Annotated in this window: 16 protein-coding genes and 2 riboswitches; of the genes, 7 read left to right on the top strand and 9 right to left on the bottom strand. The window is 68.1% G+C overall.

The genetic code is table 11. The features are described from left to right. Window positions 1–2 precede the first annotated feature (2 nt). The 3 genes from ACAM54_RS16165 (at window position 3) to ACAM54_RS16155 (ending at window position 2,071) form a co-directional block, all read left to right on the top strand. On the top strand, window positions 3–668 hold the full coding sequence (locus ACAM54_RS16165) for an alpha/beta hydrolase (RefSeq protein ID WP_369648235.1): 666 nt from the start codon (window positions 3–5) through the stop codon (window positions 666–668). A 126-nt stretch (window positions 669–794) separates the two neighbouring features. After that, a complete protein-coding gene (locus ACAM54_RS16160) occupies window positions 795–1,733 on the top strand; it encodes a DUF3014 domain-containing protein (protein ID WP_369648234.1) in 939 nt (312 codons plus the stop codon). Window positions 1,734–1,822: 89 nt separating this feature from the next. Then, a complete protein-coding gene (locus tag ACAM54_RS16155; protein ID WP_012748400.1) occupies window positions 1,823–2,071 on the top strand; it encodes a hypothetical protein in 249 nt (82 codons plus the stop codon). 10 nt (window positions 2,072–2,081) lie between these two features. Here ACAM54_RS16155 and gcvP read toward each other — a convergent pair whose 3' ends face one another. The 8 genes from gcvP to denD form a co-directional block, all read right to left on the bottom strand. After that, window positions 2,082–4,988 carry an aminomethyl-transferring glycine dehydrogenase gene (gene gcvP / locus ACAM54_RS16150; protein WP_369648233.1) on the bottom strand — a complete coding sequence of 969 codons (2,907 nt, stop codon included), beginning with the start codon at window positions 4,986–4,988 and terminating at the stop codon, window positions 2,082–2,084. A 50-nt stretch (window positions 4,989–5,038) separates the two neighbouring features. Next, a complete protein-coding gene (gene gcvH / locus ACAM54_RS16145; protein WP_012748398.1) occupies window positions 5,039–5,410 on the bottom strand; it encodes a glycine cleavage system protein GcvH in 372 nt (123 codons plus the stop codon). 45 nt (window positions 5,411–5,455) lie between these two features. Continuing rightward, window positions 5,456–6,634 (bottom strand): glycine cleavage system aminomethyltransferase GcvT, encoded by a 1,179-nt coding sequence (gene gcvT, locus ACAM54_RS16140; RefSeq protein ID WP_145744650.1) that lies wholly within the window; start codon window positions 6,632–6,634, stop codon window positions 5,456–5,458. Between the two features lie 45 nt (window positions 6,635–6,679). After that, window positions 6,680–6,795, bottom strand: a riboswitch (glycine riboswitch). A gap of 12 nt (window positions 6,796–6,807) precedes the next feature. Then, window positions 6,808–6,898, bottom strand: a riboswitch (glycine riboswitch). Between the two features lie 31 nt (window positions 6,899–6,929). Next, window positions 6,930–7,478 (bottom strand): hypothetical protein, encoded by a 549-nt coding sequence (locus tag ACAM54_RS16135; RefSeq protein ID WP_369648232.1) that lies wholly within the window; start codon window positions 7,476–7,478, stop codon window positions 6,930–6,932. 149 nt (window positions 7,479–7,627) lie between these two features. Then, window positions 7,628–8,905: a TRAP transporter large permease gene (locus ACAM54_RS16130; RefSeq protein WP_369648231.1), complete on the bottom strand. Its 1,278-nt coding sequence runs from the start codon at window positions 8,903–8,905 to the stop codon at window positions 7,628–7,630. Continuing rightward, window positions 8,902–9,396 (bottom strand): TRAP transporter small permease, encoded by a 495-nt coding sequence (locus tag ACAM54_RS16125; RefSeq protein ID WP_145744654.1) that lies wholly within the window; start codon window positions 9,394–9,396, stop codon window positions 8,902–8,904. Before ACAM54_RS16125 ends, ACAM54_RS16130 begins: the two co-directional genes overlap by 4 nt. 82 nt (window positions 9,397–9,478) lie before the next feature. Beyond that, window positions 9,479–10,450, bottom strand: a complete 972-nt coding sequence (locus ACAM54_RS16120) for a TRAP transporter substrate-binding protein (RefSeq protein WP_012748393.1) — start codon at window positions 10,448–10,450, stop codon at window positions 9,479–9,481. Window positions 10,451–10,513: 63 nt separating this feature from the next. Continuing rightward, complete coding sequence (gene denD / locus ACAM54_RS16115; RefSeq protein ID WP_369648230.1) at window positions 10,514–11,530, bottom strand: D-erythronate dehydrogenase; 1,017 nt, start codon at window positions 11,528–11,530, stop codon at window positions 10,514–10,516. A gap of 68 nt (window positions 11,531–11,598) precedes the next feature. Between denD and ACAM54_RS16110 the strand changes: the two genes are divergently transcribed. The 4 genes from ACAM54_RS16110 to ACAM54_RS16095 all read left to right on the top strand — a co-directional run bounded on the left by ACAM54_RS16110 (window position 11,599) and on the right by ACAM54_RS16095 (window position 18,451). After that, window positions 11,599–12,504, top strand: a complete 906-nt coding sequence (locus tag ACAM54_RS16110; RefSeq protein WP_145744656.1) for a LysR family transcriptional regulator — start codon at window positions 11,599–11,601, stop codon at window positions 12,502–12,504. A 91-nt stretch (window positions 12,505–12,595) separates the two neighbouring features. Beyond that, complete coding sequence (locus ACAM54_RS16105) at window positions 12,596–13,411, top strand: putative hydro-lyase (RefSeq protein ID WP_369648229.1); 816 nt, start codon at window positions 12,596–12,598, stop codon at window positions 13,409–13,411. 39 nt (window positions 13,412–13,450) lie between these two features. After that, complete coding sequence (locus ACAM54_RS16100) at window positions 13,451–14,743, top strand: MFS transporter (protein ID WP_369648228.1); 1,293 nt, start codon at window positions 13,451–13,453, stop codon at window positions 14,741–14,743. A 42-nt stretch (window positions 14,744–14,785) separates the two neighbouring features. After that, window positions 14,786–18,451: a hydantoinase B/oxoprolinase family protein gene (locus ACAM54_RS16095; RefSeq protein WP_369648227.1), complete on the top strand. Its 3,666-nt coding sequence runs from the start codon at window positions 14,786–14,788 to the stop codon at window positions 18,449–18,451. A gap of 253 nt (window positions 18,452–18,704) precedes the next feature. Here the strand turns inward: ACAM54_RS16095 and ACAM54_RS16090 are convergent, their stop codons facing one another. After that, window positions 18,705–20,408 (bottom strand): electron transfer flavoprotein-ubiquinone oxidoreductase, encoded by a 1,704-nt coding sequence (locus ACAM54_RS16090; RefSeq protein ID WP_145744660.1) that lies wholly within the window; start codon window positions 20,406–20,408, stop codon window positions 18,705–18,707. Between the last annotated feature and the right edge of the window lie 70 nt (window positions 20,409–20,478).

The following is a 20,478-nucleotide window of genomic DNA, read 5'->3' as shown; positions in this document are numbered from 1 at the left end:
CCATGACGCAACTCCACCTGCCTTTCAAGTTCCTCGAGCAGGCCGCGGGGCCGAACGTGCGCGAGCCCTGGCTGCTGGTGCTGATGCACGGCGTTGGCAGCAACGAGCAGGACCTGTTCGGCCTCGCGCGGCTCATGCCGACGCAGTTCCACGTGCTGAGCCTGCGCGCGCCCTATGTGCTGTCGCCCGATGCCTATGCGTGGTTCGAGTTCGAGGTGCTGGCCGATGGCGAGCGGCGCATCAACGAGGAGCAGGAGCGCGAAAGCCGCTTCCTGGTGGGCGAGATGGTGGCCTCGGCGTCGCAGCAGCTCGGCGTGCCGCCCGAGCGCGTGGTGGTCGGCGGTTTCAGCCAGGGCGGCATCATGGCGCTGTCGCTGCTGCTGACCCAGCCCACCAAGGTGCGCGCGGCGATGGTGTGGCACGGCCGGCTGCTGTCGCAAGTGGCGGCGCACGTCGCGCCGCCCGAGGCTTTCGAAGGCAAGGCGCTGTGGGTGAGCCACGGCAGCGGCGACAACGTGATTCCGCCAAGCGCCGCGCAGGCCACGCGCGAACTCGCGCGCGGCCTGCCGCTGGCGCTGTCGGGCGCCGATTTTCCGGGCGGCCACGAGATCCGTCCGGCCGAACTGCAAGGCACGCTGGCGTGGCTGCAGGCGCTCGGCGCGTCCTAGCGGTCGAACTTTCGGGCGATCGGCGCGTCACAGGGCGTTACGGGACCAAGCCGCGGCCGGGCGCCGATCTGGTGCACCATAGCCGCTCGTCTCCCATTGCAATCCTCCAAAAAGGAAACCGCAGACATGTCCGACCGAGACATCCCCGAAATTCCCGACGCGCGCGATCCGCGCGATGCGCCTGCGTACAGGCCGCGGCGCGAAACATCGACCGGAACCATCATCGTGATCGTGCTGCTGGCGATCGCGGCCGGATTCCTGGGCTGGCGCTGGTACCAGCAGCAACAGCCGCTGCCGGTCGAACCGCCGGTGGCCGCCGCCCCGAACGACGGGCTTGCACCTGCGCCGCCCCCGTCCCTGCCCGAATCCCCCGAGCCGCAGAACCCCATCGACGCGATCGCGCTGCCCGAATCGGGGCTGCCCAAGGTCGCCGATTCCGATGCGCGTGTGATGAAGGCGCTCGTCGACCTGATGGGCAGCAAGAACGTGGCGGACTTCCTGCAGTTCGAAGGCATCGTGCGCCGCTTCGTGGCCACGGTCGACAACCTCGCGCGCGAGCAGTCGCCCGCGAGCACCTGGCCCGTGCAGCCGACGAAGCAGCGCTTCACCACCCAGGGCAAGGGCGAGAAGGAAACCATCGCACCCACCAATGCCGCGCGCTACAGCCCCATCGTGATGCTGGTCGAGTCGATCGATCCGGCCAAGGCGGCCAAGGTGTATGCGCGGCTCTATCCGCTGTTCCAGCAGGCCTACGAGGAGCTCGGCTATCCGGGGCGCTACTTCAACGACCGGCTCGTTGCCGTGATCGACCATCTGCTGCAGGCGCCTGAACCCGCCGGGCCGGTGCCGGTGCGCCTGGTCGAGGTGAAGGGCAAGGTGCCGTCGCAGCGGCCCTGGGTGCGCTACGAGTACGCCGATCCGCAGCTCGAGTCGCTCTCGTCGGGCCAGAAGATCATGGTGCGCGTGGGACTGGAGAACGAGCGCAAGCTCAAGGCCAGCCTGCGCGGCTTCCGCGACCAGATCGCCACGGGCGAGCTGGCGAAGAAGAAGCAGCAGCAGCGCTGAACGGGCGCGCCGTGTAGGCGCGGGCCGATTGCATGCGGCGCGGATGCCGGGGATGATTCGCCGGATCCCCAGATTTCGAGGACACCCATATGAACCTGATGAGCGTCGACCTCTACCAGAGTGCCACCGATCCCGAGAAATTCCTGGCGCTTCCCGCGGGCACCGACCCCGCCGAGCTCATGGGTCCGATGACCTTCGACCGCGACTTCGCGCATGTCAGGTGCTACAAGGAAGGCTTCGAATTCGATCCGTCCCAAAGCTACGCGGGCGTCAACGCCGCGAAGATCGCGGCGGACATCCTCACCGTGAAATGGGCGATGTACCGCCGCGAAGCCTGAGCGGCCTTTTTCAGGCCTCTTCGGTTTCCTTGTAGTCGCCCACCGGCACGCAGCTGCAGAACAGGTTGCGGTCGCCGTAGACGTTGTCGACGCGGCCGATCGGCGGCCAGTACTTGGCCAGCTTCAGTTCGGCCAGCGGAAACGCGCCGAGCTCGCGCGAATAGGGGTGCGCCCATTCCGTGCCGAGCAGGCTGGCCGCCGTGTGCGGTGCGTGCTTGAGCGGGTTGTCGTCCTTCGGCCAGACGCCTTCCTCGACGCGGCGGATCTCGCCGCGGATCGCGATCATCGCGTCGATGAAGCGGTCGAGTTCGGCCAGCGGCTCGCTTTCGGTGGGTTCCACCATCAGCGTGCCCGGCACCGGAAAGCTCAGCGTGGGCGCGTGGAAGCCGTAGTCGATCAGCCGCTTGGCCACGTCCTCGGCGGTGACGCCGCTGCTGTCCTTGAGCGGGCGCAGGTCGAGGATGCACTCGTGCGCGACATGGCCGTTGGGGCTCGCGTACAGCGTGGGATAGTGGTCCTTGAGGCGCGCGCTGATGTAGTTGGCGCTCAGGATCGCGGTCTCGGTCGCCGCCTGCAGGCCCTTGGCGCCCATCATGCGGCAGTACATCCAGCTGATCGGCAGCACCGCCGCGTTGCCCAGCGGTGCCGCCGACACGGCGCCCACGCCGTTGGAAGCGACACCCGCGGTCGCATGCCCTGGCAGGTAGGGCACGAGGTCTTCCACCACGCACACCGGCCCCACGCCCGGGCCGCCGCCGCCGTGCGGAATGCAGAAGGTCTTGTGCAGGTTCAGGTGGCTCACGTCGCCGCCGAACTCGCCCGGCGCGGCCACGCCGACCAGCGCATTCATGTTGGCGCCATCGACGTACACGCGGCCGCCGTGTTCGTGCACGAGCTCGCAGAGTTCCTTCACGCGCGTTTCGAACACGCCGTGCGTGCTCGGGTAGGTGATCATCACGGCCGCGAGCTTGTCGCTGTGCTTCTCGCAGGCGCGCTTCAGGTCGTCCATGTCGACGTTGCCCTGCGCGTCGCAGGCCGTCACCACCACCTGCAGGCCCACCATCTGTGCGCTCGCGGGGTTGGTGCCATGCGCCGACGACGGAATGAGGCAGATGTTGCGGTGCCCCTGGCCGTTGGCCTCATGGAAGGAGCGGATGGCCAGCAGGCCCGCGTACTCGCCCTGCGAGCCCGCGTTGGGCTGCAGGCTGATGCCCGCGTAGCCCGTGGCTTCGCAGAGCCAGGCGCGCAGCTGGGCGTCGAGCTGGGCGTAGCCCACCAGCTGCTCGGCCGGCGCAAAGGGATGGATGTTCGCGAATTCGGACCAGGTGATCGGGATCATCTCGCTGGTCGCGTTGAGCTTCATGGTGCAGCTGCCGAGCGGGATCATGCTGCGGTCGAGGGCGAGGTCCTTGTCCGACAGGCTGCGGATGTAGCGCAGCATCGCGGTTTCGCTCTTGTGGGTGTTGAACACCGGGTGCGTGAGAAAGGCGCTGGTGCGGCGCAGGTCCTCGGGCAGGCGCGGCGCCGTGTTGGCCAGGTCGTCGAAGCGCGGCATCGGCGTGCCGGCCGGCACGAACAGCGCCCAGAGCGTCTCGATGTCGGCGCGCGTGGTGGTCTCGTCGAGCGAAATGCCCAGGTGCTGCTGCAGGCGCTGGCGCAGGTTGACGCCCGCAGCCTGGGCGCGCTCGATGATCTTCGGCGTGTCGTCACCGGTGCGGATGGTCAGCGAATCGAAGGCGGTGGCATTGACCGGCTCGCGGCCCATTTGCGCGAGGCCCTGCGCGAGGATGGCCGTGAGCGCGGCCACGCGCTGCGCAATGCGCGTGAGGCCGTCGGGCCCGTGGTACACGGCGTACATGCTGGCCACCACGGCCGGCAGCACCTGGGCGGTACAGATGTTGGAGGTGGCCTTCTCGCGGCGGATGTGCTGCTCGCGCGTCTGCAGCGCGAGGCGGTAGGCGGGCTGGCCGTGCGTGTCGACGCTCACGCCGACCAGGCGGCCCGGCAGCGAGCGCTTGAACTCGTCGCGGCAGGCCAGGTAGGCCGCGTGCGGGCCGCCGTTGCACATCGGCATGCCGAAGCGCTGCGTGGTGCCGCAGACGATGTCGGCATCCCATTCGCCCGGCGGCGCGAGCAAGGTGAGCGCGAGCAGGTCGGCGGCCACGCAGAAGGCGGCGTCGCACTGGTGCGCATGGCCCGCGAGCGGACGCAGGTCGTGCACATGGCCGGTGGTGGCCGGGTACTGCGCGAGCACGCCGAAGAATTCGCCGCTCACCATCAGGTGCGGCAGCGTCTCGGAGACGGTGCTGACCTTGACCTCGATGCCCAGCGGCGCGGCGCGCGTCTTGATGACCTCGATGGTCTGCGGGTGGCAGTCGCCCGACACGAGGAACACATTGCTCTTGCTCTTGACGCTGCGCTTGGCGAGCGTCATGGCCTCGGCCGCGGCCGTGGCTTCGTCGAGCATCGAGGCATTGGCGATGGCCATGCCCGTGAGGTCGCACACCATGGTCTGGAAATTGAGCAGCGCTTCCATGCGGCCCTGCGAAATCTCGGCCTGGTAGGGCGTGTAGGCCGTGTACCAGGCGGGGTTCTCGAGCACGTTGCGCAGGATCACGCCCGGCGTGTGCGTGCCGTAGTAGCCCTGGCCGATGAAGCTCTTGAAGACCTTGTTCTTCGCCGCGATCGCCTTCAATTCGGCCAGCGCGTCGGCCTCCGCGATGGGCGCCGGCAGCCGCATCGGCTTCGCCCGGCGGATGGCCGCAGGCACGATGCCGTCGATGAGCTCGGCGCGCGTTTCCGAGCCGATCACCGGCAGCATGCGCGCCTCGTCCGCCGCATCGATGCCGATGTGGCGGGCGAGAAACTCTTCGGCGTTCTCCAGTTGTTGCAAAGAGGGAAGGGCGGGAATCGGCATGGCGGTGAAGGCTCGGGGATGAGGAAAAAGCGGCTTGCGAACTCGGCGGATCAGGACTCGGCAGCGAACTTGTCGTAGCTGGCAGCGTCGAGCAGCGCGTCGAGCTGCGCCGGCTCGCTGAGCTTGACCTTGAAGAACCAGCCCGCGGCCAGCGGGTCGGTGTTGGCGAGCGAGGGATCGGCGCGCAGGGCTTCGTTCACTTCGGTGATCTCGCCCGACACGGGCATGAACACATCGGCCGCGGCCTTGACCGATTCGACGACACCGGCAACCTCGCCCTGTGCAAAGGTCTTGCCGACTTCAGGCAGGTCGACAAAGACCACGTCGCCGAGCGCGTCCTGCGCATGCACGGTGATGCCGACGGTGGCTGCGCTGCCTTCGGCCGAGACCCATTCATGGTCCTTGGTGTACTTGATGCTCATGGTGGAAAACTCCTCGTGGAAAAAATGATGGTTGGGGCGCAGCGCCTAGCCGCGGTAGTAGCGCGTGGGCACGAAAGGCAGGGTCGAGACTTCCATCGGCACCGGCTTGCCGCGCACGATGGCCTGAACGCGCGTGCCGGGCTCGGAAAACGCGGTGGCCACGTAGCCCATGGCAATCGGGCGGTCGGCCGTCGGGCCGAGCAGGCCGCTCGTGACAAAGCCGATGTCGTGGCCTTCGAAGGATTGCAGCACGGTGCCGTCGCGCACCGGAATGCGTTCCAGCGCCACGAGGCCGACGCGCTTGCGCTTCAGCGTGTCATGGTCGGTGTGGCCCGCGGCGCCGGCCGTGGCGGCGGCGAGCTGGGCCAGGACTTTGGCCGCGCCGGGGAAGCCGCCTTCGCGCGCGCCGCCCGTGCGGCGCACCTTCTGGATCGCCCAGTTCAGCGAGGCCTCGACCGGCGTGGTGGCGGTGTCGATGTCGTTGCCGTAGAGGCACAGCCCCGCTTCCAGCCGCAGCGAATTGCGTGCGCCCAGGCCGATGGGCTTGACCTCGGGCTGCGCCAGCAGCAGGCGGGCCAGCGCCTCTGCATTCTGGCCGGCCACCGAGATCTCGAAGCCGTCCTCGCCGGTGTAGCCGCTGCGCGTGGCGAAGGCCGGAATGCCGCCGATCTGCACCGCGCCGCCCGTCATGAACACGAAGCGCTCGATGCCGGGCGACAGCCGCGCCAGCACCGTGGCTGCCTGCGGCCCCTGCAGCGCGAGCAGCGCGTGGTCGGGCATGGGCTGCACCTCGCAGCGTGCGCCGATCTGCTGCTGGATGTGGGCGATGTCCGCCACCTTGCAGGCGCCGTTGACGATCACGAAGATCGAGCCGTGGCCTTCGTTGAAGAACATCAGGTCGTCGAGGATGCCGCCCTCGTCGTTCAGCAGCAGGCCATAGCGCTGCTTGCCGGCGGCGAGGTCGATCACGTCGACCGGCATCAGGGTTTCGAAGGCGGCCGCCGCGTCCGGACCGACCAGGCGCAGCTGGCCCATGTGCGAGATGTCGAACAGGCCGGCCGCATCGCGCGTGTGCCTGTGCTCGGCCATGAGGCCGGCGGGGTACTGCACCGGCATCGAATAGCCGGCAAACGGCACCATGCGGGCGCCGAGCTCCACGTGCAGGCCGTACAGCGGGGTCTTCAGGAGTTGTTCGGCGGAAGAGGCGTCGGAGGATGCGGCCACGGGGCACTCCAAAGGGGCAGACGAATTCCATGGCGCGAGCCATGGGCCACCCCTGCTGTCCGCTTTACCTGAGAGATTCGCCCCACGATCGGGGTTTGCTCCTTCGGTGGGCTGGTGCATCGCATTGATGCAAGCAACAGCCTCTCTCCAGCAAGGAAACGCCGGCATGCGCCAGCGCTGTGTCAGTCCTTTTGCCTGAGCGTTCGGGAAACCCCTGCGCCTTCGGCGGCCCCGGCTGGCGGGGCTCTCTCCTGACCATGGGAGTGTAGTGGATCGCGGCCGTCCGGTCTGCGGCTCAGTGCACGGTCTCGGCCGGCGGCAACAGCCGGTCGATGCGCTCGCGCAGCGATTCGGCCCGCTCGGCGCCCGCGGCTTTCTCGACCTCGGTGAGCATCAGCGCGGCAATGCTCAGCATCGCGCCGCGGTCGCGCGCCTCGCGCAGGGCGTCGCGCATCTGCAGCGCGAACCTGGGGTCGCGGCGCACGAACATGCGCTCGCAGATGTCGAACAGGAACATGCGCGTCGTGGCCAGGGATCGCTTGCCGTCGAAGTTGTCGGCCGAGGTGGCGAGCCGTATCGGGTCGGCTGCGGGCACCGGGGCGGGCGGCGGGGCCACGGCCTGCGCTGCCGCGGCAGCCACCGCCTGCGCGTCCTGCAGGTAGCCCTGGCGCATCAGCGCCTGGATCGCCTGCTCGGCTTCGGTCCGGCTTGCGAACAGCGGGCTGAAATCGGTCAGCGAACGCCGGCCGTCGGCCATCAGCAGCAAGGCGCGTTCGCGCTGGCTCAGCGTGCGCTGGCGGCCCTGGAGTTCGTCGCGTGCCTTGTCGGTCTTGGTGGGAAACATGGCGCCACAGCTTTCGGGAATCGAGGGCTGCAGCATCGTTGCAAGCGGTGACATCTTCGTGAAACGTTTGCCTTACAGCGGCGCCGCCGCACAAAAAAAGCAGCCTGCGAACAGGCTGCCGTTTCTTCCTTGTTTTTCGCGCCGTTCCGCTACTTGGCGTACACCAGGTCGCGCAGCGCCAGCGATATCCATGGCACGTAAGTGATCACCATCAGGCAGGCCAGGATCACGAGCACGAAGGGCACCAGGTACTTCACGATCCGGTCGAGCGAGATGCGCGCCACCGTGCAGGCGGCGAACAGGTTCACGCCGAAAGGCGGGGTGATCATGCCGAGCGCAAGGTTCACCACCATGACGAGCCCGAAGTGCACCGGGTCGATGCCGAAGTGCACCGCCACCGGCGCGAGAATCGGCGCGAGCACGATGATGGCCGCGCTGGTCTCGATGAACATGCCGATGACGAACAGCGCCGCGTTCACGCCCAGGAGGAACATCGCGGGCGACTTCAGCACTTCCTGCAGCCAGTGGCCGATGGCATCGGGCACGCCCGCGCGCGTGATCAGGAACGCGAACAGGCCCGCGTTGGCGATGATGAACATGATCACCGCCGACGACAGCACCGACTTGCGCAGGATCACGTACAGGTCCGCGGGCTTGATCTCGCGGTAGATCACGACGCCCACCACCAGCGCATAGAACACCGCCACGGCCGAGGCTTCGGTGGGCGTGAAGATGCCGCCGTAGATGCCGCCCAGGATGATGACGGGCATCAGCAGCGCCCAGCCGGCCTGCCACAGCGCCTTGCCGAAAGGCATGCGGCCGTCGCCGTCGTTCTTGCCCCAGCCCTTCCACTTGCAGTAGATCCAGACGAACAGCATCAGGGCCAGGCTGATGAGAATGCCCGGGCCGAAACCCGCGATGAACAACTCGCCGATGGACACCTCGGCGCTCACGCCGTAGAGGATCATCGGGATCGAGGGCGGGATGATCACGCCCAGTTCGGCGCTGGTGGCCTGCAGCGCGGCCGCGTAGGCGGTGGGGTAGCCGTGCTTGATGAGCGCCGGGATCAGGATCGCGCCGATGGCGAAGGTGGTGGCCACCGACGAGCCCGACACCGCCGCGAAGATCATGCAGGTGAGCACGCAGGTCATCGGCAGGCCGCCCTGCACGCCGCCCACGATGCTCTTGGCAAACTCGACCAGCCGCCGCGAGATGCCGCCGGTTTCCATCAGGTTGCCGGCCAGGATGAAGAACGGAATGGCCGCCAGCGGAAACTTGTTGATGGAGTTGAACATCTCCTTCACGGAGATCAGCATGTTGGCGTTGGCCATCTGAATGCCCATGATCGAGGCCAGGCCGATCGACACCGCCACCGAAACCGACAGTGCGAAACACAGCACCATCGTTGCAACCATCACGGGCGTCATTGCGCGGTCTCCAGTTCGAGCCGCTTGGGATCGAGAAAATTACCGACGATGCCGAACAGGCAGAAAACGGAGCCCACCGGCAGCGCCAGGTATGCCCACACCATCGACAGGCTTTCGAGCCCGGCCATCGACTGCACGCGGCCGCGCATCGCGTAGTCCCAGCCCCACCAGAGAATGACCAGCATCAGGATGAGGGCGGCAATGCTCACCACCGCGTCGAGCACGCGCTTGATGCGCGGCGGGCTCCAGCGGTAGAGCACGTCCACGCTGACCATGGCACCCTGGCGAAACGCCATCGGTATGCCCAAAAACACCATCCAGATCAGGCTCACGCGGATCAGGATCTCGCTCCACTCGGCGGGCTGCTCGAGCACGAAGCGGGTCACGATCTGGAACACGCCCAGGGCCGATGCAATGACCAGCATCAGGCAGGCGGCAAGCATCGAGGCGCCGGTGGTCCAGCGTTCGATGCCGAGGAATTTTTCTTTCATCTGCACTCGCGTTCAAAACAAAAAAGCCCGCCAGACCGGTCTGGGCGGGCGGGGGCATGCCGCCGGGCGGCGGCAGCCGGGGTTACTTGTAGTCGCGGATCTTGTCGAGATTGGCCTTGCCGAAGTCCTTCTCGAACTGCGCATTCACCGGAGCGAGCGCGGCCACGAACTTGGCCTTGTCGACATTCTCGATCACGGTCATGCCCTTGGCGCGCAGGTCGGCCACGCCCTTGGCGTCGTCCTCGTCCACGCGGGCGCGGTTGGCCTTGGTGCCTTCCTTGGCGGCGTCGAGGAAGGCCTGCTTGTCGGCCGCGCTGAGCTTGTCGAACGAAGCCTTGTTCATCAGGAAGATGCAGGGCGAATAGACGTGGCCCGTGAGCGACAGGTGTTTTTGAACCTGGTCGAACTTGGCGGAGATGATCACCGGCAGCGGGTTCTCCTGGCCGTCGACCGTGCCCTGCTGCAGCGCGGTGAACACCTCGGGGAAGGCCATGGGCGTGGTGATGATGCCGAAACCCTTGTAGGCGGCGATGTGCACCGGGTTCTCCATGGTGCGCATCTTCAGGCCCTTGAGGTCTTCGGGCGCCTTCACGTCGCGCTTGCTGTTGGTCATGTGGCGGAAGCCGTTCTCGGCCCAGGCCAGCGCCTTGAAGCCCTTGGCGTCGAACTTGGTGAGCAGGTCCTGGCCGATCGGGCCGTCGAGCACGGCGCGCGCATGGGCCTTGTCGCGGAACAGGAAGGGCACGTCGAGGATCTTGGTCTCGGGCACGAAATTGGGCACCGGGCCGGTCGAGGAGAACGCGAGTTCCTGCGTGCCCAGCTGCACCGCCTCGATCGATTCGCGCTCGCCGCCGAGTGAGCCGTTGTAGAAGGTCTGGACCTTGTAGCGGCCGCCCGTGCGCTTTTCGACTTCCTTGGCGAAGGTGTCGATGGCCACGCCCTGGTGCGAGTTCTGCGCGGTCGAGATGCTGATCTTCATGGTCGTCTGCGCAAAGGCCGCGCAGGCCATGCCCATGCCCAGAACCAGGCCAGCGGCCAGTCGGGTCAATTTCATTCTTCTGTCTCCTGAGATGGAAAGGGGGTGTCGCAAAGCGTCGGCTTCGCGCGCAACCGATGACTATGCCGCAATAACCAGTTTGACTGCGTCGGGATTTTCACGGACGTAATCGCGAATGACCGCCTCGAAGCTGGCGTCGGGCACGAGCCCGAGCTTGCCGGCGCGCGCGGTTTCGATGCGCCCGGGCCAGGTCTTCACGATGCGCTGGATGGCCGGATCGGGCGTGCGGTCGAGCAGATCGGTGGCCGCCTTGCCGGCCACGCGTTCGAGCGCGGCGGCCATTTCGCCCACCGTGGTGGAAAGCGAGGGCAGGTTGAGCGCGGTGCGCGGTCCCCATTGGGCGTCGCTGGCCTGCGCGGCGCGCAGGATGCCTTCGACGGTGCGCGCCGGCGACGCGATGGCCACCGGCGTCTCGTCGGGCACCGGGCAGGCGGCGCGGATGCCCGCGAGCGGCTCGCGGATCATGCCGCTGAAAAAGCCCGAGGCCGCGCCGTTGGGCCGGCCGGGGCGCACGCTCACCGTCATCAGCCGCACGCTGCGCCCGCGGATGAAGCCCTTGCGCGTGTAGTCGGCCACCAGCTGCTCGCCGATGAATTTCTGGATGCCGTAGCTGGTCTGCGGCGTCGGCAGCGTGTGGTCCTCGATCACCGGCGGCAGCGGCTGCTCGGGCGAGTCGCCGAACACTGCGAGCGAGCTGGCAAACACCAGCAGCGGCCGGGTGCCCACGGCGCGCGCCTTCTCGAGCAGCGCATGCGTAGCGGCGAAGTTGCTGCGCATGCCCAGGTCGAAGTCGGCCTCGCATTCGCCGCTGACGGCTGCGGCCAGGTGAAAGATGGCGTCGGCCTCGCGCCAGGGCGCCGCATCGGACGAGGCCAGCTGTTCGTTCAGGTCGCCGAGCGCGGTGGCGATGCGCGGCTCGGCCGCCAGGTCGGCCGGCGGCGCGGCGCGGTCGACCAGCGTGATGCGGGAAATGGTGCGTGCCGGCGCACCCGCCAGCGAAAGCTCGCCCTGCTTCAGCAGGGTGCGGGCAAGGCGTGCGCCCAGGAAGCCGGCGCCGCCCGTGATGACGATCTGCATGGTGGTCTTGTCTCCTTCGCCAACGAGCATAGCGCAGCGAAGGGCGCGGCTCAGGCGACACTTGCACCATGAACCTGCGATTCGTCGAAGCCTTCCATTGGGCCGTGGCGCTCAAGAGTGTCACCCGTGCGGCCGAGAAGCTGCACCTCACGCAGTCGGCGCTGTCCAGCCGCATCGCCGCGCTCGAACGCGAGCTGGGCGTGCTGCTGCTCGACCGGCGCGACAAGCAGTTCCGCCTCACGGTGGCGGGGCAGCGCTTCCATGCCTTCGCGCAGAAGCTGCTCGAGATGCAGATGCACATCAAGGCCGAGATGGGCTCGGGCACGGTGCGCGAGGCCGTGCTGCGCGTGGGCGCCATCGAATCGGTGGTGCACAGTTGGCTGACCGGCTGGCTCAAGCACATGCAGGCGACGCATCCGGACTTCGAGCTGGAGCTCACCGTCGAAACCACGCCGGTGCTGGTCGACCAGTTGCAGCGCGGCAAGCAGGACCTGGTGTTTGCCGCGCTGCCGGCCGCCGGGGACGGCGTGCGCACCCGCGCCGTGCCGCCGATGCCCATGTGCTTCGTCGGCCACCGCGAGCTGCACCTGAAGCGGCGCTACCGCCTGCCGGACCTGCTGTCGCTCGACCTGCTGACCTTCCAGCGCGGATCGCAGCCGCACGTGGCGCTGCTCGAGCTGTTCCGCGAAGCCGGCAGCCCGCCGCCGCGCGTGCATGCGATCTCGTCGATCTCGGCGATGGCGCAGCTGGTGGAGGCGGGCTTCGGCGTGGCCGCGCTGCCGCGCGCGGTGGTCGAGCCGCTGGCGCGGCGCCTGCCGCTGCGCGTGCTGCCTTGTGACGTGACGCTGGAGCCGCTGCCCATCTACGCGAGCTACCGCGACGACCCCTCGTCTCCGCTGCCGGAGGCCGCGCTGGGCTCCGCCGTGGTGCATGCCTCGCACCGCATGGGGTCATCGAAAAAATCGATGAGTTGAGAAAGAAACTTTGCGTTGGCGTTCGTGAGCGCGGATTCCCACAATCCGGCGCATCACACCACAGCGATGCCTCGGGCATCGAGAACGCCAAATGTCGAACCGTCCATCCTTCGCAGAACAGCCCGGCGCAGGCAGCAGCGCGCTGGCCGTGCGCCAAGCCTGCCGCAGCGGCGCGCTGAGCTCCCACACCAGCGGGCTCGCGAGCGCCCATGTGCAGGGCAACCTCGTGATCCTGCCGCGGGCACATGCGGCCGACTTCCTGCGCTTCTGCCAGGCCAACCCCAAGCCGTGCCCCTTGCTCGGCGTCTCGGAAGCCGGTGACCCGGCGCTGCCGGCGCTCGGCGAGGACATCGACATCCGCACCGACCTGCCGCGCTACCGCGTGTGGCGTGACGGCATCCTGGCGGACGAACCCACCGACGTGCGCGCGCTCTGGAGCGACGACCTGGTGAGCTTCGTCATCGGCTGCTCCTTCACCTTCGAGCATGCGCTGATGGCCGAAGGCATCGTGCTTCGTCACGTGGCGCAGGGCCGCAACGTGGCGATGTACCGCACCTCGGTGGCCACCACGCCGGCCGGTGCCTTCCATGGGCCGATGGTGGTGTCGATGCGCCCGCTGCGCGCGGCCGATGCCATTCGCGCGGTGCAGATCACCTCGCGCTTTCCGGCCGTGCACGGCGCGCCGGTGCACATCGGCAACCCGGCGCTGATCGGCATCCGCTCGATCGGCGATCCCGACTACGGCGACGCGGTCGAGGTGATGCCCGATGAGCTGCCCGTGTTCTGGGCCTGCGGCGTCACGCCCCAGGCCGCGCTGGCCGCCGCCCGCCTGCCGTTCGCCATCACGCACGCGCCGGGCTCGATGTTGGTGACCGATCTGCTGCATCACAGCCTGGCCGCGTTCTAGCTCCGCCGTTTTCACCCATTCATACCTGGAGACAAAACCATGAAAACCACCCTCGACGCCGCCCAGGCGGGTGACGCCACCCAAGCCGAAGGCAGCTGGCTGCGCACGCTCAACCCCAACGAGAAACGCACGCTCGCCGCATCCTTCAGCGGCTACGCGGTCGATGCCTTCGACTACTACACGCTGCCGCTGGTCACGCCCATCCTGCTGTCGCTGTGGGGCATGAGCAAGACCGAGGTGGGCCTGATCGGTACCGCCACGCTGGTGGCCTCGGCCATCGGCGGCTGGGTGGCCGGCATCCTGGCCGACAGGTATGGCCGCGTGCGCATCCTGCAGCTCACCATCCTGGTGTTCGCGATCTTCACCTTTGCCTGCGGCCTCGCGCAGACACCCGAGCAGTTGCTGGTCGCCCGCACGCTGCAGGGCCTGGGTTTCGGCGGCGAATGGGCGGTGGGCTCGGTGCTCATCGCCGAGATGATCCGGCCTGCCTACCGGGGCAAGGCGGTGGGGTTGGTGCAGAGCAGCTGGGCCGTGGGCTGGGGCGCGGCGGTGCTGGTGTCGATGGCGCTGTTCTCGTTCCTGCCGCCGGAGTATTCGTGGCGCGCGATGTTCATGCTGGGCCTGCTGCCGGCGCTTTTGATCGTGTTCATCCGTCGTTCGATCCGCGACCCGGAAATCTACGTGCAGAGCCGCGCCGCGGTGGCGCGCGGCGAGCGCAGCGGCAATTTCCTCGCGATCTTCAAGCCCGGCATGCTGGGCACCACGGTGCTCGCGAGCCTGCTGTTCACCGGCATGCAGGGCGGCTATTACGCGATCGGCGTCTGGCTGCCCACCTTCCTCAAGAACGAGCGCCATCTCACAGTGCTGGGTTCGGGCGGCTACCAGTTCATGTTCATCATCGGCGCCTTCATCGGCTACCTGTGCGGCGCCTACCTGTCGGACCGGCTCGGGCGCCGCCGCGCCTTCATCCTGTTCGCGGTGGGCGCCGGATCGCTGGTCTATGCCTACACGCTGCTGCCCATCACCGACGGCCTGATGCTGCTGCTCGGCTTTCCGCTCGGCTTCTTCATGTCGGGCATCTTCAGCGGCGCAGGCGCCTTCCTGGCCGAGCTCTTCCCCAATGAGCTGCGCGGATCCGGGCAAGGCTTTTGCTACAACTTCGGCCGCGGCATCGGCGCCACCTTTCCGGCGCTGGTCGGCGTGCTGAGCGACCGCATGCATCTTTCGCTGGGCACGGCCATCGGCGTGTGCGCCGCTGTGGCCTACGCCATGGTGGTGATCGTGGCGCTGTGCCTGCCCGAGACGCGCGGACGCGACCTGCGGCAGAACTGATCCGGACCGCCATTCCTTTTTTGCGAAGACTCTTCCTTTCCCATGACCACGCATTCCCTTCTCCCGTCCCGCTGGCAGTTCTGGATCGACCGCGGCGGCACCTTCACCGACCTGGTCGGCCGCGACCCCGAGGGCGGCCTGCACACGCTCAAGCTGCTGTCCGAGAACCCCGAGCAGTACAAGGACGCCGCCGTCGAAGGCATCCGCCGCCTGCTGAAGCTCGCGCCCGGCGAGGCCGTGACCCCCGAGCGCGTCGAGTGCGTGAAGATGGGCACCACGGTGGCCACCAACGCACTGCTGGAGCGCAAGGGTGAGCCGACGGTGCTGGTCACCACGGCGGGTTTTCGCGATGCGCTGCGCATCGCCACGCAGGCGCGTCCGCGGCTGTTCGACCGCCGCATCGTGCTGCCGGAGCTGCTCTACGAGCGCGTGATCGAGGCCGGCGAGCGCATGGATGCGCAGGGTGGCGTCGTGCAGCCGCTCGACGAGGACGCATTGCGCGCCGAACTGCAGGAGGCCTTCGATGCCGGCCTGCGCGCCTGCGCCATCGTCTTCATGCACGGCTGGCGCCACACCGCGCACGAGTTGGCGGCCGAGCGCATCGCGCTCGCCATCGGCTTCACGCAGGTGTCGGTCTCGCACAAGACAAGCCCGCTCATGAAGCTGGTGCCGCGCGGCGACACCACGGTGGTCGACGCCTACCTGAGCCCGATCCTGCGGCGCTACGTGGAGCAGGTGTCGCGCCAGATGCCTGGCGTGCCGCTGTTCTTCATGCAGAGCTCGGGCGGGCTCACGCAGGCCGACCGCTTCCAGGGCAAGGACGCGATTCTCTCGGGCCCGGCCGGCGGTATCGTCGGCATGGTGCGCACCGCGCTCGATGCCGGCCATCCGCGCGTGATCGGTTTCGACATGGGCGGCACTTCCACCGACGTCTCGCATTACGCCGGCGAGTTCGAGCGCTCCTTCGAAACCCAGGTGGCCGGCGTGCGCATGCGCGCGCCGATGATGAGCATCCACACCGTGGCCGCGGGCGGCGGCTCGGTCATCGCCTTCGACGGCGCGCGGCTGCGCGTGGGGCCGGAGTCGGCCGGCGCGAACCCCGGGCCGGCCAGCTACCGGCGCGGCGGTCCGCTCACCACCACCGATGCGAACGTGCTGCTCGGCAAGATCCAGCCTTCGCACTTTCCGCGTGTGTTCGGGCCCAACGCCGATGAACCGCTCGACCTGGCGGCCGCGCGGCGCGGCTTCGACGCCATGGCGCGCCGCATGTCGGAAGCCACGGGCCGCACCGTGAGCGCCGAGGAAGTGGCGAGCGGCGCGCTGCGCATCGCCGTGGCCAGCATGGCCAACGCCATCAAGCGCATCTCGGTGGCGCGCGGCTACGACGTCACGCAGTACACGCTGCAGTGCTTCGGCGGCGCCGGCGGCCAGCACGCCTGCCTGGTGGCCGATGCGCTGGGCATGCGCAGCGTCTACCTGCATCCGCTGGCGGGCGTGCTCTCGGCCTTCGGCATGGGGCTGGCCGACCAGCTCGCGATGCGCGAGCTCGCGCTGGAACGCCGGCTCGATGCGCAAGGCCTGGCGGCGGCGCGCGAGGCGGCGGGTTCGCTGGCGGCGCAGGCCAAAGGAGAACTGCGCGAGCAGGGCGTGGCCGATGCAGCCATTGCCACGGTGCACCGCGTGCAGCTGCGCTACGAGGGCACCGACACCGCGCTGGCCTGCGCGCTGCCCATGGCGGGTTCGGCCGGCGAGGCGATTGCCGCGATGCGCGAAGAGTTCGAAGCCGGCTATCGCCGCCGCTTCGCCTTCCTGATGGCCGAACGGGCGCTCGTGATCGAAGCCGTGACGGTCGAAGCCGTGGGCGCCGGCGAGCGCGCCGCGGCGCCGGCCGCGCAGGCCGCGCAGGCCGAAGCGGCCTCGCATGCACCGGAGCCGCTGGCGGCCGTGCGCATGTACTGCGAGGCCGACGAAGAAGCCGCGGGCTGGCGCGGCGCCGCGCTGTTCGACGAGGCGGCGCTCAAGCCCGGCGCCTCCATCGACGGCCCCGCCATCCTCGCGGGCCGCAATGCCACCACGGTGATCGAGCCCGGCTGGCAGGCGCGCGCCACCGCGGCCGGCATCGAGCTGCACCGCGTGCGCCCGCGCGTGGCCGCGCAGGCCCTGGGCACCAGCGCCGACCCGGTGATGCTCGAGGTGTTCAACAACCTCTTCATGAACATTGCCGAGCAGATGGGCCTGCGGCTGCAGAACACGGCCTATTCAGTCAACATCAAGGAGCGACTCGACTTCTCCTGCGCGTTGTTCGACGTGCAGGGCAAGCTGATCGCCAATGCGCCGCACATGCCGGTGCACCTGGGCTCGATGAGCGAGTCGATCAAGACGGTGATCGACGGCAACCCCGGCATGAAGCCGGGCGACGTCTTCGTGCTGAACGACCCCTACCACGGCGGCACGCACCTGCCCGACATCACGGTGGTCACGCCGGTGTACCTGGAGGCGGGCGACGCGCGGCCCTCGTTCTACGTGGCGTCGCGCGGCCACCATGCCGACGTGGGCGGCATCACGCCGGGCTCGATGCCGCCGTTCTCCGCCACCATCGGCGACGAGGGCGTGCTGATCGACAACTTCAAGCTGGTGGAAGGCGGCCGCCTGCGCGAGGCCGAGCTGCGCGCGCTGCTGGTCAGCGGCGCGCATCCCTCACGCAATATCGAGCAGAACCTGGCCGACCTGCGCGCGCAGATCGCCGCCAACGAGAAGGGTGTGCAGGAGCTGCAGGCCATGGTCGCGCAGTTCGGCCGCGAGACCGTGGCCGCCTACATGGCCCACGTGCAGGACAACGCCGAGGAATCGGTGCGCCGCGTCATCACGGCGCTCAAGAACGGCGAGTTCACGCTGCCGCTGGACAACGGCGCGCAGATCCGCGTGCGGGTCACGGTCGATGCCGTTGCGCGCTCGGCCACGGTCGACTTCACCGGCACCAGCGCGCAGCTGCCCAACAACTTCAATGCGCCGCGGGCCATCACCATGGCGGCCGTGCTGTACGTGTTCCGCACGCTGGTGGACGACGACATCCCGCTCAACGCGGGCTGCCTCAAGCCGATCGAGGTGATCGTGCCGGACGGCTGCATGCTCAATCCGCTGCCGCCGGCCGCGGTGGTGGCGGGCAACGTCGAAACCTCGAGCTGCGTGACCAATGCGCTCTACGGCGCGCTCGGCGTGATGGCCGCGAGCCAGTGCACCATGAACAACTTCACCTTCGGCGACGGCGAGCACCAGTACTACGAAACCATCTCGGGCGGCTCGGGCGCGGGCCCGGGCTTCGATGGCACGAGCGTGGTGCAGACCCATATGACCAACTCGCGCCTGACCGACCCCGAGGTGCTCGAATTCCGCTACCCGGTGCGCCTGGACAGCTACCGCCTGCGCACCGGCTCGGGTGGGGCGGGCCGCTGGCGTGGCGGCGACGGCGGCGTGCGGCGCGTGCGCTTCCTGGCGCCGATGACGGCATCGATCCTCAGCAATGGCCGGCTCTACGGTGCCTTCGGCGGTGCGGGTGGGGAGGCTGGTGCGGTGGGCATCAACCGTGTCGAACGGGCCGATGGGACGGTCGAGACGTTGGATCACATCGGACAGGTGCAGATGGCACCGGGGGACGTGTTCGTGATCGAGACACCCGGTGGGGGAGGGTGGGGCGAAGCTGGGCGCTGAACTGTGCGTTCTGTCGGCGGGGGTGCGCTCCCGCCGACGGGGTACCTTGCTCCGCGAATGTCCTCCGGCCTGCGGCCTCCTCCTTGATTTCGCTGCGCAAGGCACCCCACCGACGGGAGCGTTATGCGCAGCGGTCGTTGATCAGCGGTACACCGGCGCCGTGGCCTGTGCACGCACCCCGAACAAGAGCGCACAACAACCAACAAAAAGCAAAAAGCCCTCCGAAGAGGGCTTCCAAGAAGGTAGAGAAGCCTCACATCCCCACGTAATTCGGCCCGCCGCCCCCTTCAGGCGTGACCCACACGATGTTCTGCGTCGGGTCCTTGATGTCGCAGGTCTTGCAGTGCACGCAGTTCTGCGCGTTGATCTGCAGGCGCTGCTTGCCCGCGCTGGCCTCGTCGGGCACGAACTCGTACACGCCGGCCGGGCAGTAGCGGCTTTCGGGGCCCGCGAACTTCGAGAGGTTGATGTTCACCGGCACCGACGCGTCCTTGAGCGTCAGGTGCGCCGGCTGCTGCTCCTCGTGGTTGGTGTTGCTGATGAACACGCTCGAGAGGCGGTCGAAGGTCAGCTTGCCGTCCGGCTTCGGATAGGCGATGGGCTTGCACTCCGCCGCGGGCTTGAGGTACAGGTGGTCGGGCTTGTGGCGGTGCAGCGTCCATGGGATATGGCCCTTCAACAGCCACTGCTCGATGCCGTTCATGAAGGTGGCAATGCCCAGCCCCTTCTTGAACCAGGCCTTGAAGTTGCGCGCCTTGTTCAGCTCGGTGTAGAGCCAGCTCTTCTCGAAGGCGGCCGGGTAGGCCGTGAGCTCGTCGTGCTGGCGGCCGGCCTGCACCGCGTCGAAGGCGGCTTCGGCGGCCAGCATGCCGGTCTTGATGGCGGCGTGGCTGCCCTTGATGCGGCTCACGTTGAGGTAGCCGGCCTCGCAGCCGACCAGCGCGCCGCCCGGGAACACCGTCTTGGGCAGCGACATCAGGCCGCCGGCCGTGATGGCGCGCGCGCCGTAGCCGATGCGCTTGGCGGGCTTGATGCCCTGGGCCTCGTCGCCTTCGAGGTACCAGCGGATGTTGGGGTGCAGCTTCCAGCGCTGCATTTCCTCGAACGGGCTCAGGTAGGGGTTGCTGTAGTCCAGGCCGGTGATGAAGCCCATGGTGACCTTGTTGTCTTCCATGTGGTAGAGGAAGGCGCCGCCGTAGGTGTCGCTCTTCATCGGCCAGCCGGCGGTGTGCAGCACGAAGCCGGGCTGGTGGCGCTTGGGGTCGATCTCCCACACTTCCTTCACGCCCAGGCCGTAGGTCTGCGGATCCTTGCCCTCGTCGAGCTTGAATCTGGCGATCAGCTGGCGGCCCAGGTGGCCGCGCGCGCCTTCGGCAAACACCGTGTACTTGCCCAGCAGCTCCATGCCGAGCTGGAAGTTCTCGGTGGGTTCGCCGTCCTTGCCCACGCCCATGTTGCCGGTGGCCACGCCGCGCACCGAGCCGTTTTCGTTGTAGAGCACCTCGGCCGCCGGGAAGCCCGGGAAGATCTCCACCCCCATGTTCTCGGCCTGCTGCGCGAGCCACTTGGTGAAGGCGCCCAGGCTGATGATGTAGTTGCCGTGGTTCTGGAAGCAGGCCGGCAGGAAGAGGTTGGGCGTGCGCAGGCCCGATTTCTCGCCGAGGAACACCATGGCGTCGTCGGTGACGGGCTGGTTGAGCGGGGCGCCCAGTTCCTTCCAGTCGGGCAGCAGCTCGTTGAGCGCGCGCGGGTCCATGATGGCGCCCGAGAGGATGTGCGCGCCGGGCTCGGAGCCCTTTTCGAGCACCACCACCGAGATTTCCTTTTCATGGTGGGCGGCCAACTGCTTGAGCCGGATGGCGGTCGAGAGGCCGGCCGGGCCGCCGCCGACGACGACCACGTCGTATTCCATGGATTCGCGGGGGCCGAACTGGGCGAGGATTTCGTCGTGGGTCATGTGGGTCTCGTCGATAATGATTTGAGGCTCGGACGCCTCGAGGGCGCGAAACATTTTATGTGGAGTGCCG

This window comes from Variovorax sp. V93, from assembly GCF_041154485.1.
Taxonomy (GTDB): Bacteria; Pseudomonadota; Gammaproteobacteria; order Burkholderiales; family Burkholderiaceae_C; genus Variovorax; species Variovorax beijingensis_A.
Note: the sequence above shows the minus strand (reverse complement) of the source record. Positions and strands in the feature narration are given on the sequence as shown.

Excerpts from the sequence above, each read along its gene's own strand:
- ACAM54_RS16165 (WP_369648235.1), top strand. The coding sequence starts at position 3 with ATGACGCAACTCCACCTGCCTTTCAAGTTCCTCGAGCAGGCCGCGGGG.
- ACAM54_RS16120 (WP_012748393.1), bottom strand. The coding sequence starts at position 10,450 with ATGAAATTGACCCGACTGGCCGCTGGCCTGGTTCTGGGCATGGGCATG.
- ACAM54_RS16095 (WP_369648227.1), top strand. The coding sequence starts at position 14,786 with ATGACCACGCATTCCCTTCTCCCGTCCCGCTGGCAGTTCTGGATCGAC.
- gcvH (WP_012748398.1), bottom strand. The coding sequence starts at position 5,410 with ATGAGCATCAAGTACACCAAGGACCATGAATGGGTCTCGGCCGAAGGC.
- gcvP (WP_369648233.1), bottom strand. The coding sequence starts at position 4,988 with ATGCCGATTCCCGCCCTTCCCTCTTTGCAACAACTGGAGAACGCCGAA.
- ACAM54_RS16100 (WP_369648228.1), top strand. The coding sequence starts at position 13,451 with ATGAAAACCACCCTCGACGCCGCCCAGGCGGGTGACGCCACCCAAGCC.
- ACAM54_RS16135 (WP_369648232.1), bottom strand. The coding sequence starts at position 7,478 with ATGTTTCCCACCAAGACCGACAAGGCACGCGACGAACTCCAGGGCCGC.
- ACAM54_RS16090 (WP_145744660.1), bottom strand. The coding sequence starts at position 20,408 with ATGACCCACGACGAAATCCTCGCCCAGTTCGGCCCCCGCGAATCCATG.
- ACAM54_RS16160 (WP_369648234.1), top strand. The coding sequence starts at position 795 with ATGTCCGACCGAGACATCCCCGAAATTCCCGACGCGCGCGATCCGCGC.
- ACAM54_RS16130 (WP_369648231.1), bottom strand. The coding sequence starts at position 8,905 with ATGACGCCCGTGATGGTTGCAACGATGGTGCTGTGTTTCGCACTGTCG.
- ACAM54_RS16125 (WP_145744654.1), bottom strand. The coding sequence starts at position 9,396 with ATGAAAGAAAAATTCCTCGGCATCGAACGCTGGACCACCGGCGCCTCG.
- ACAM54_RS16110 (WP_145744656.1), top strand. The coding sequence starts at position 11,599 with ATGAACCTGCGATTCGTCGAAGCCTTCCATTGGGCCGTGGCGCTCAAG.
- denD (WP_369648230.1), bottom strand. The coding sequence starts at position 11,530 with ATGCAGATCGTCATCACGGGCGGCGCCGGCTTCCTGGGCGCACGCCTT.
- ACAM54_RS16155 (WP_012748400.1), top strand. The coding sequence starts at position 1,823 with ATGAACCTGATGAGCGTCGACCTCTACCAGAGTGCCACCGATCCCGAG.
- ACAM54_RS16105 (WP_369648229.1), top strand. The coding sequence starts at position 12,596 with ATGTCGAACCGTCCATCCTTCGCAGAACAGCCCGGCGCAGGCAGCAGC.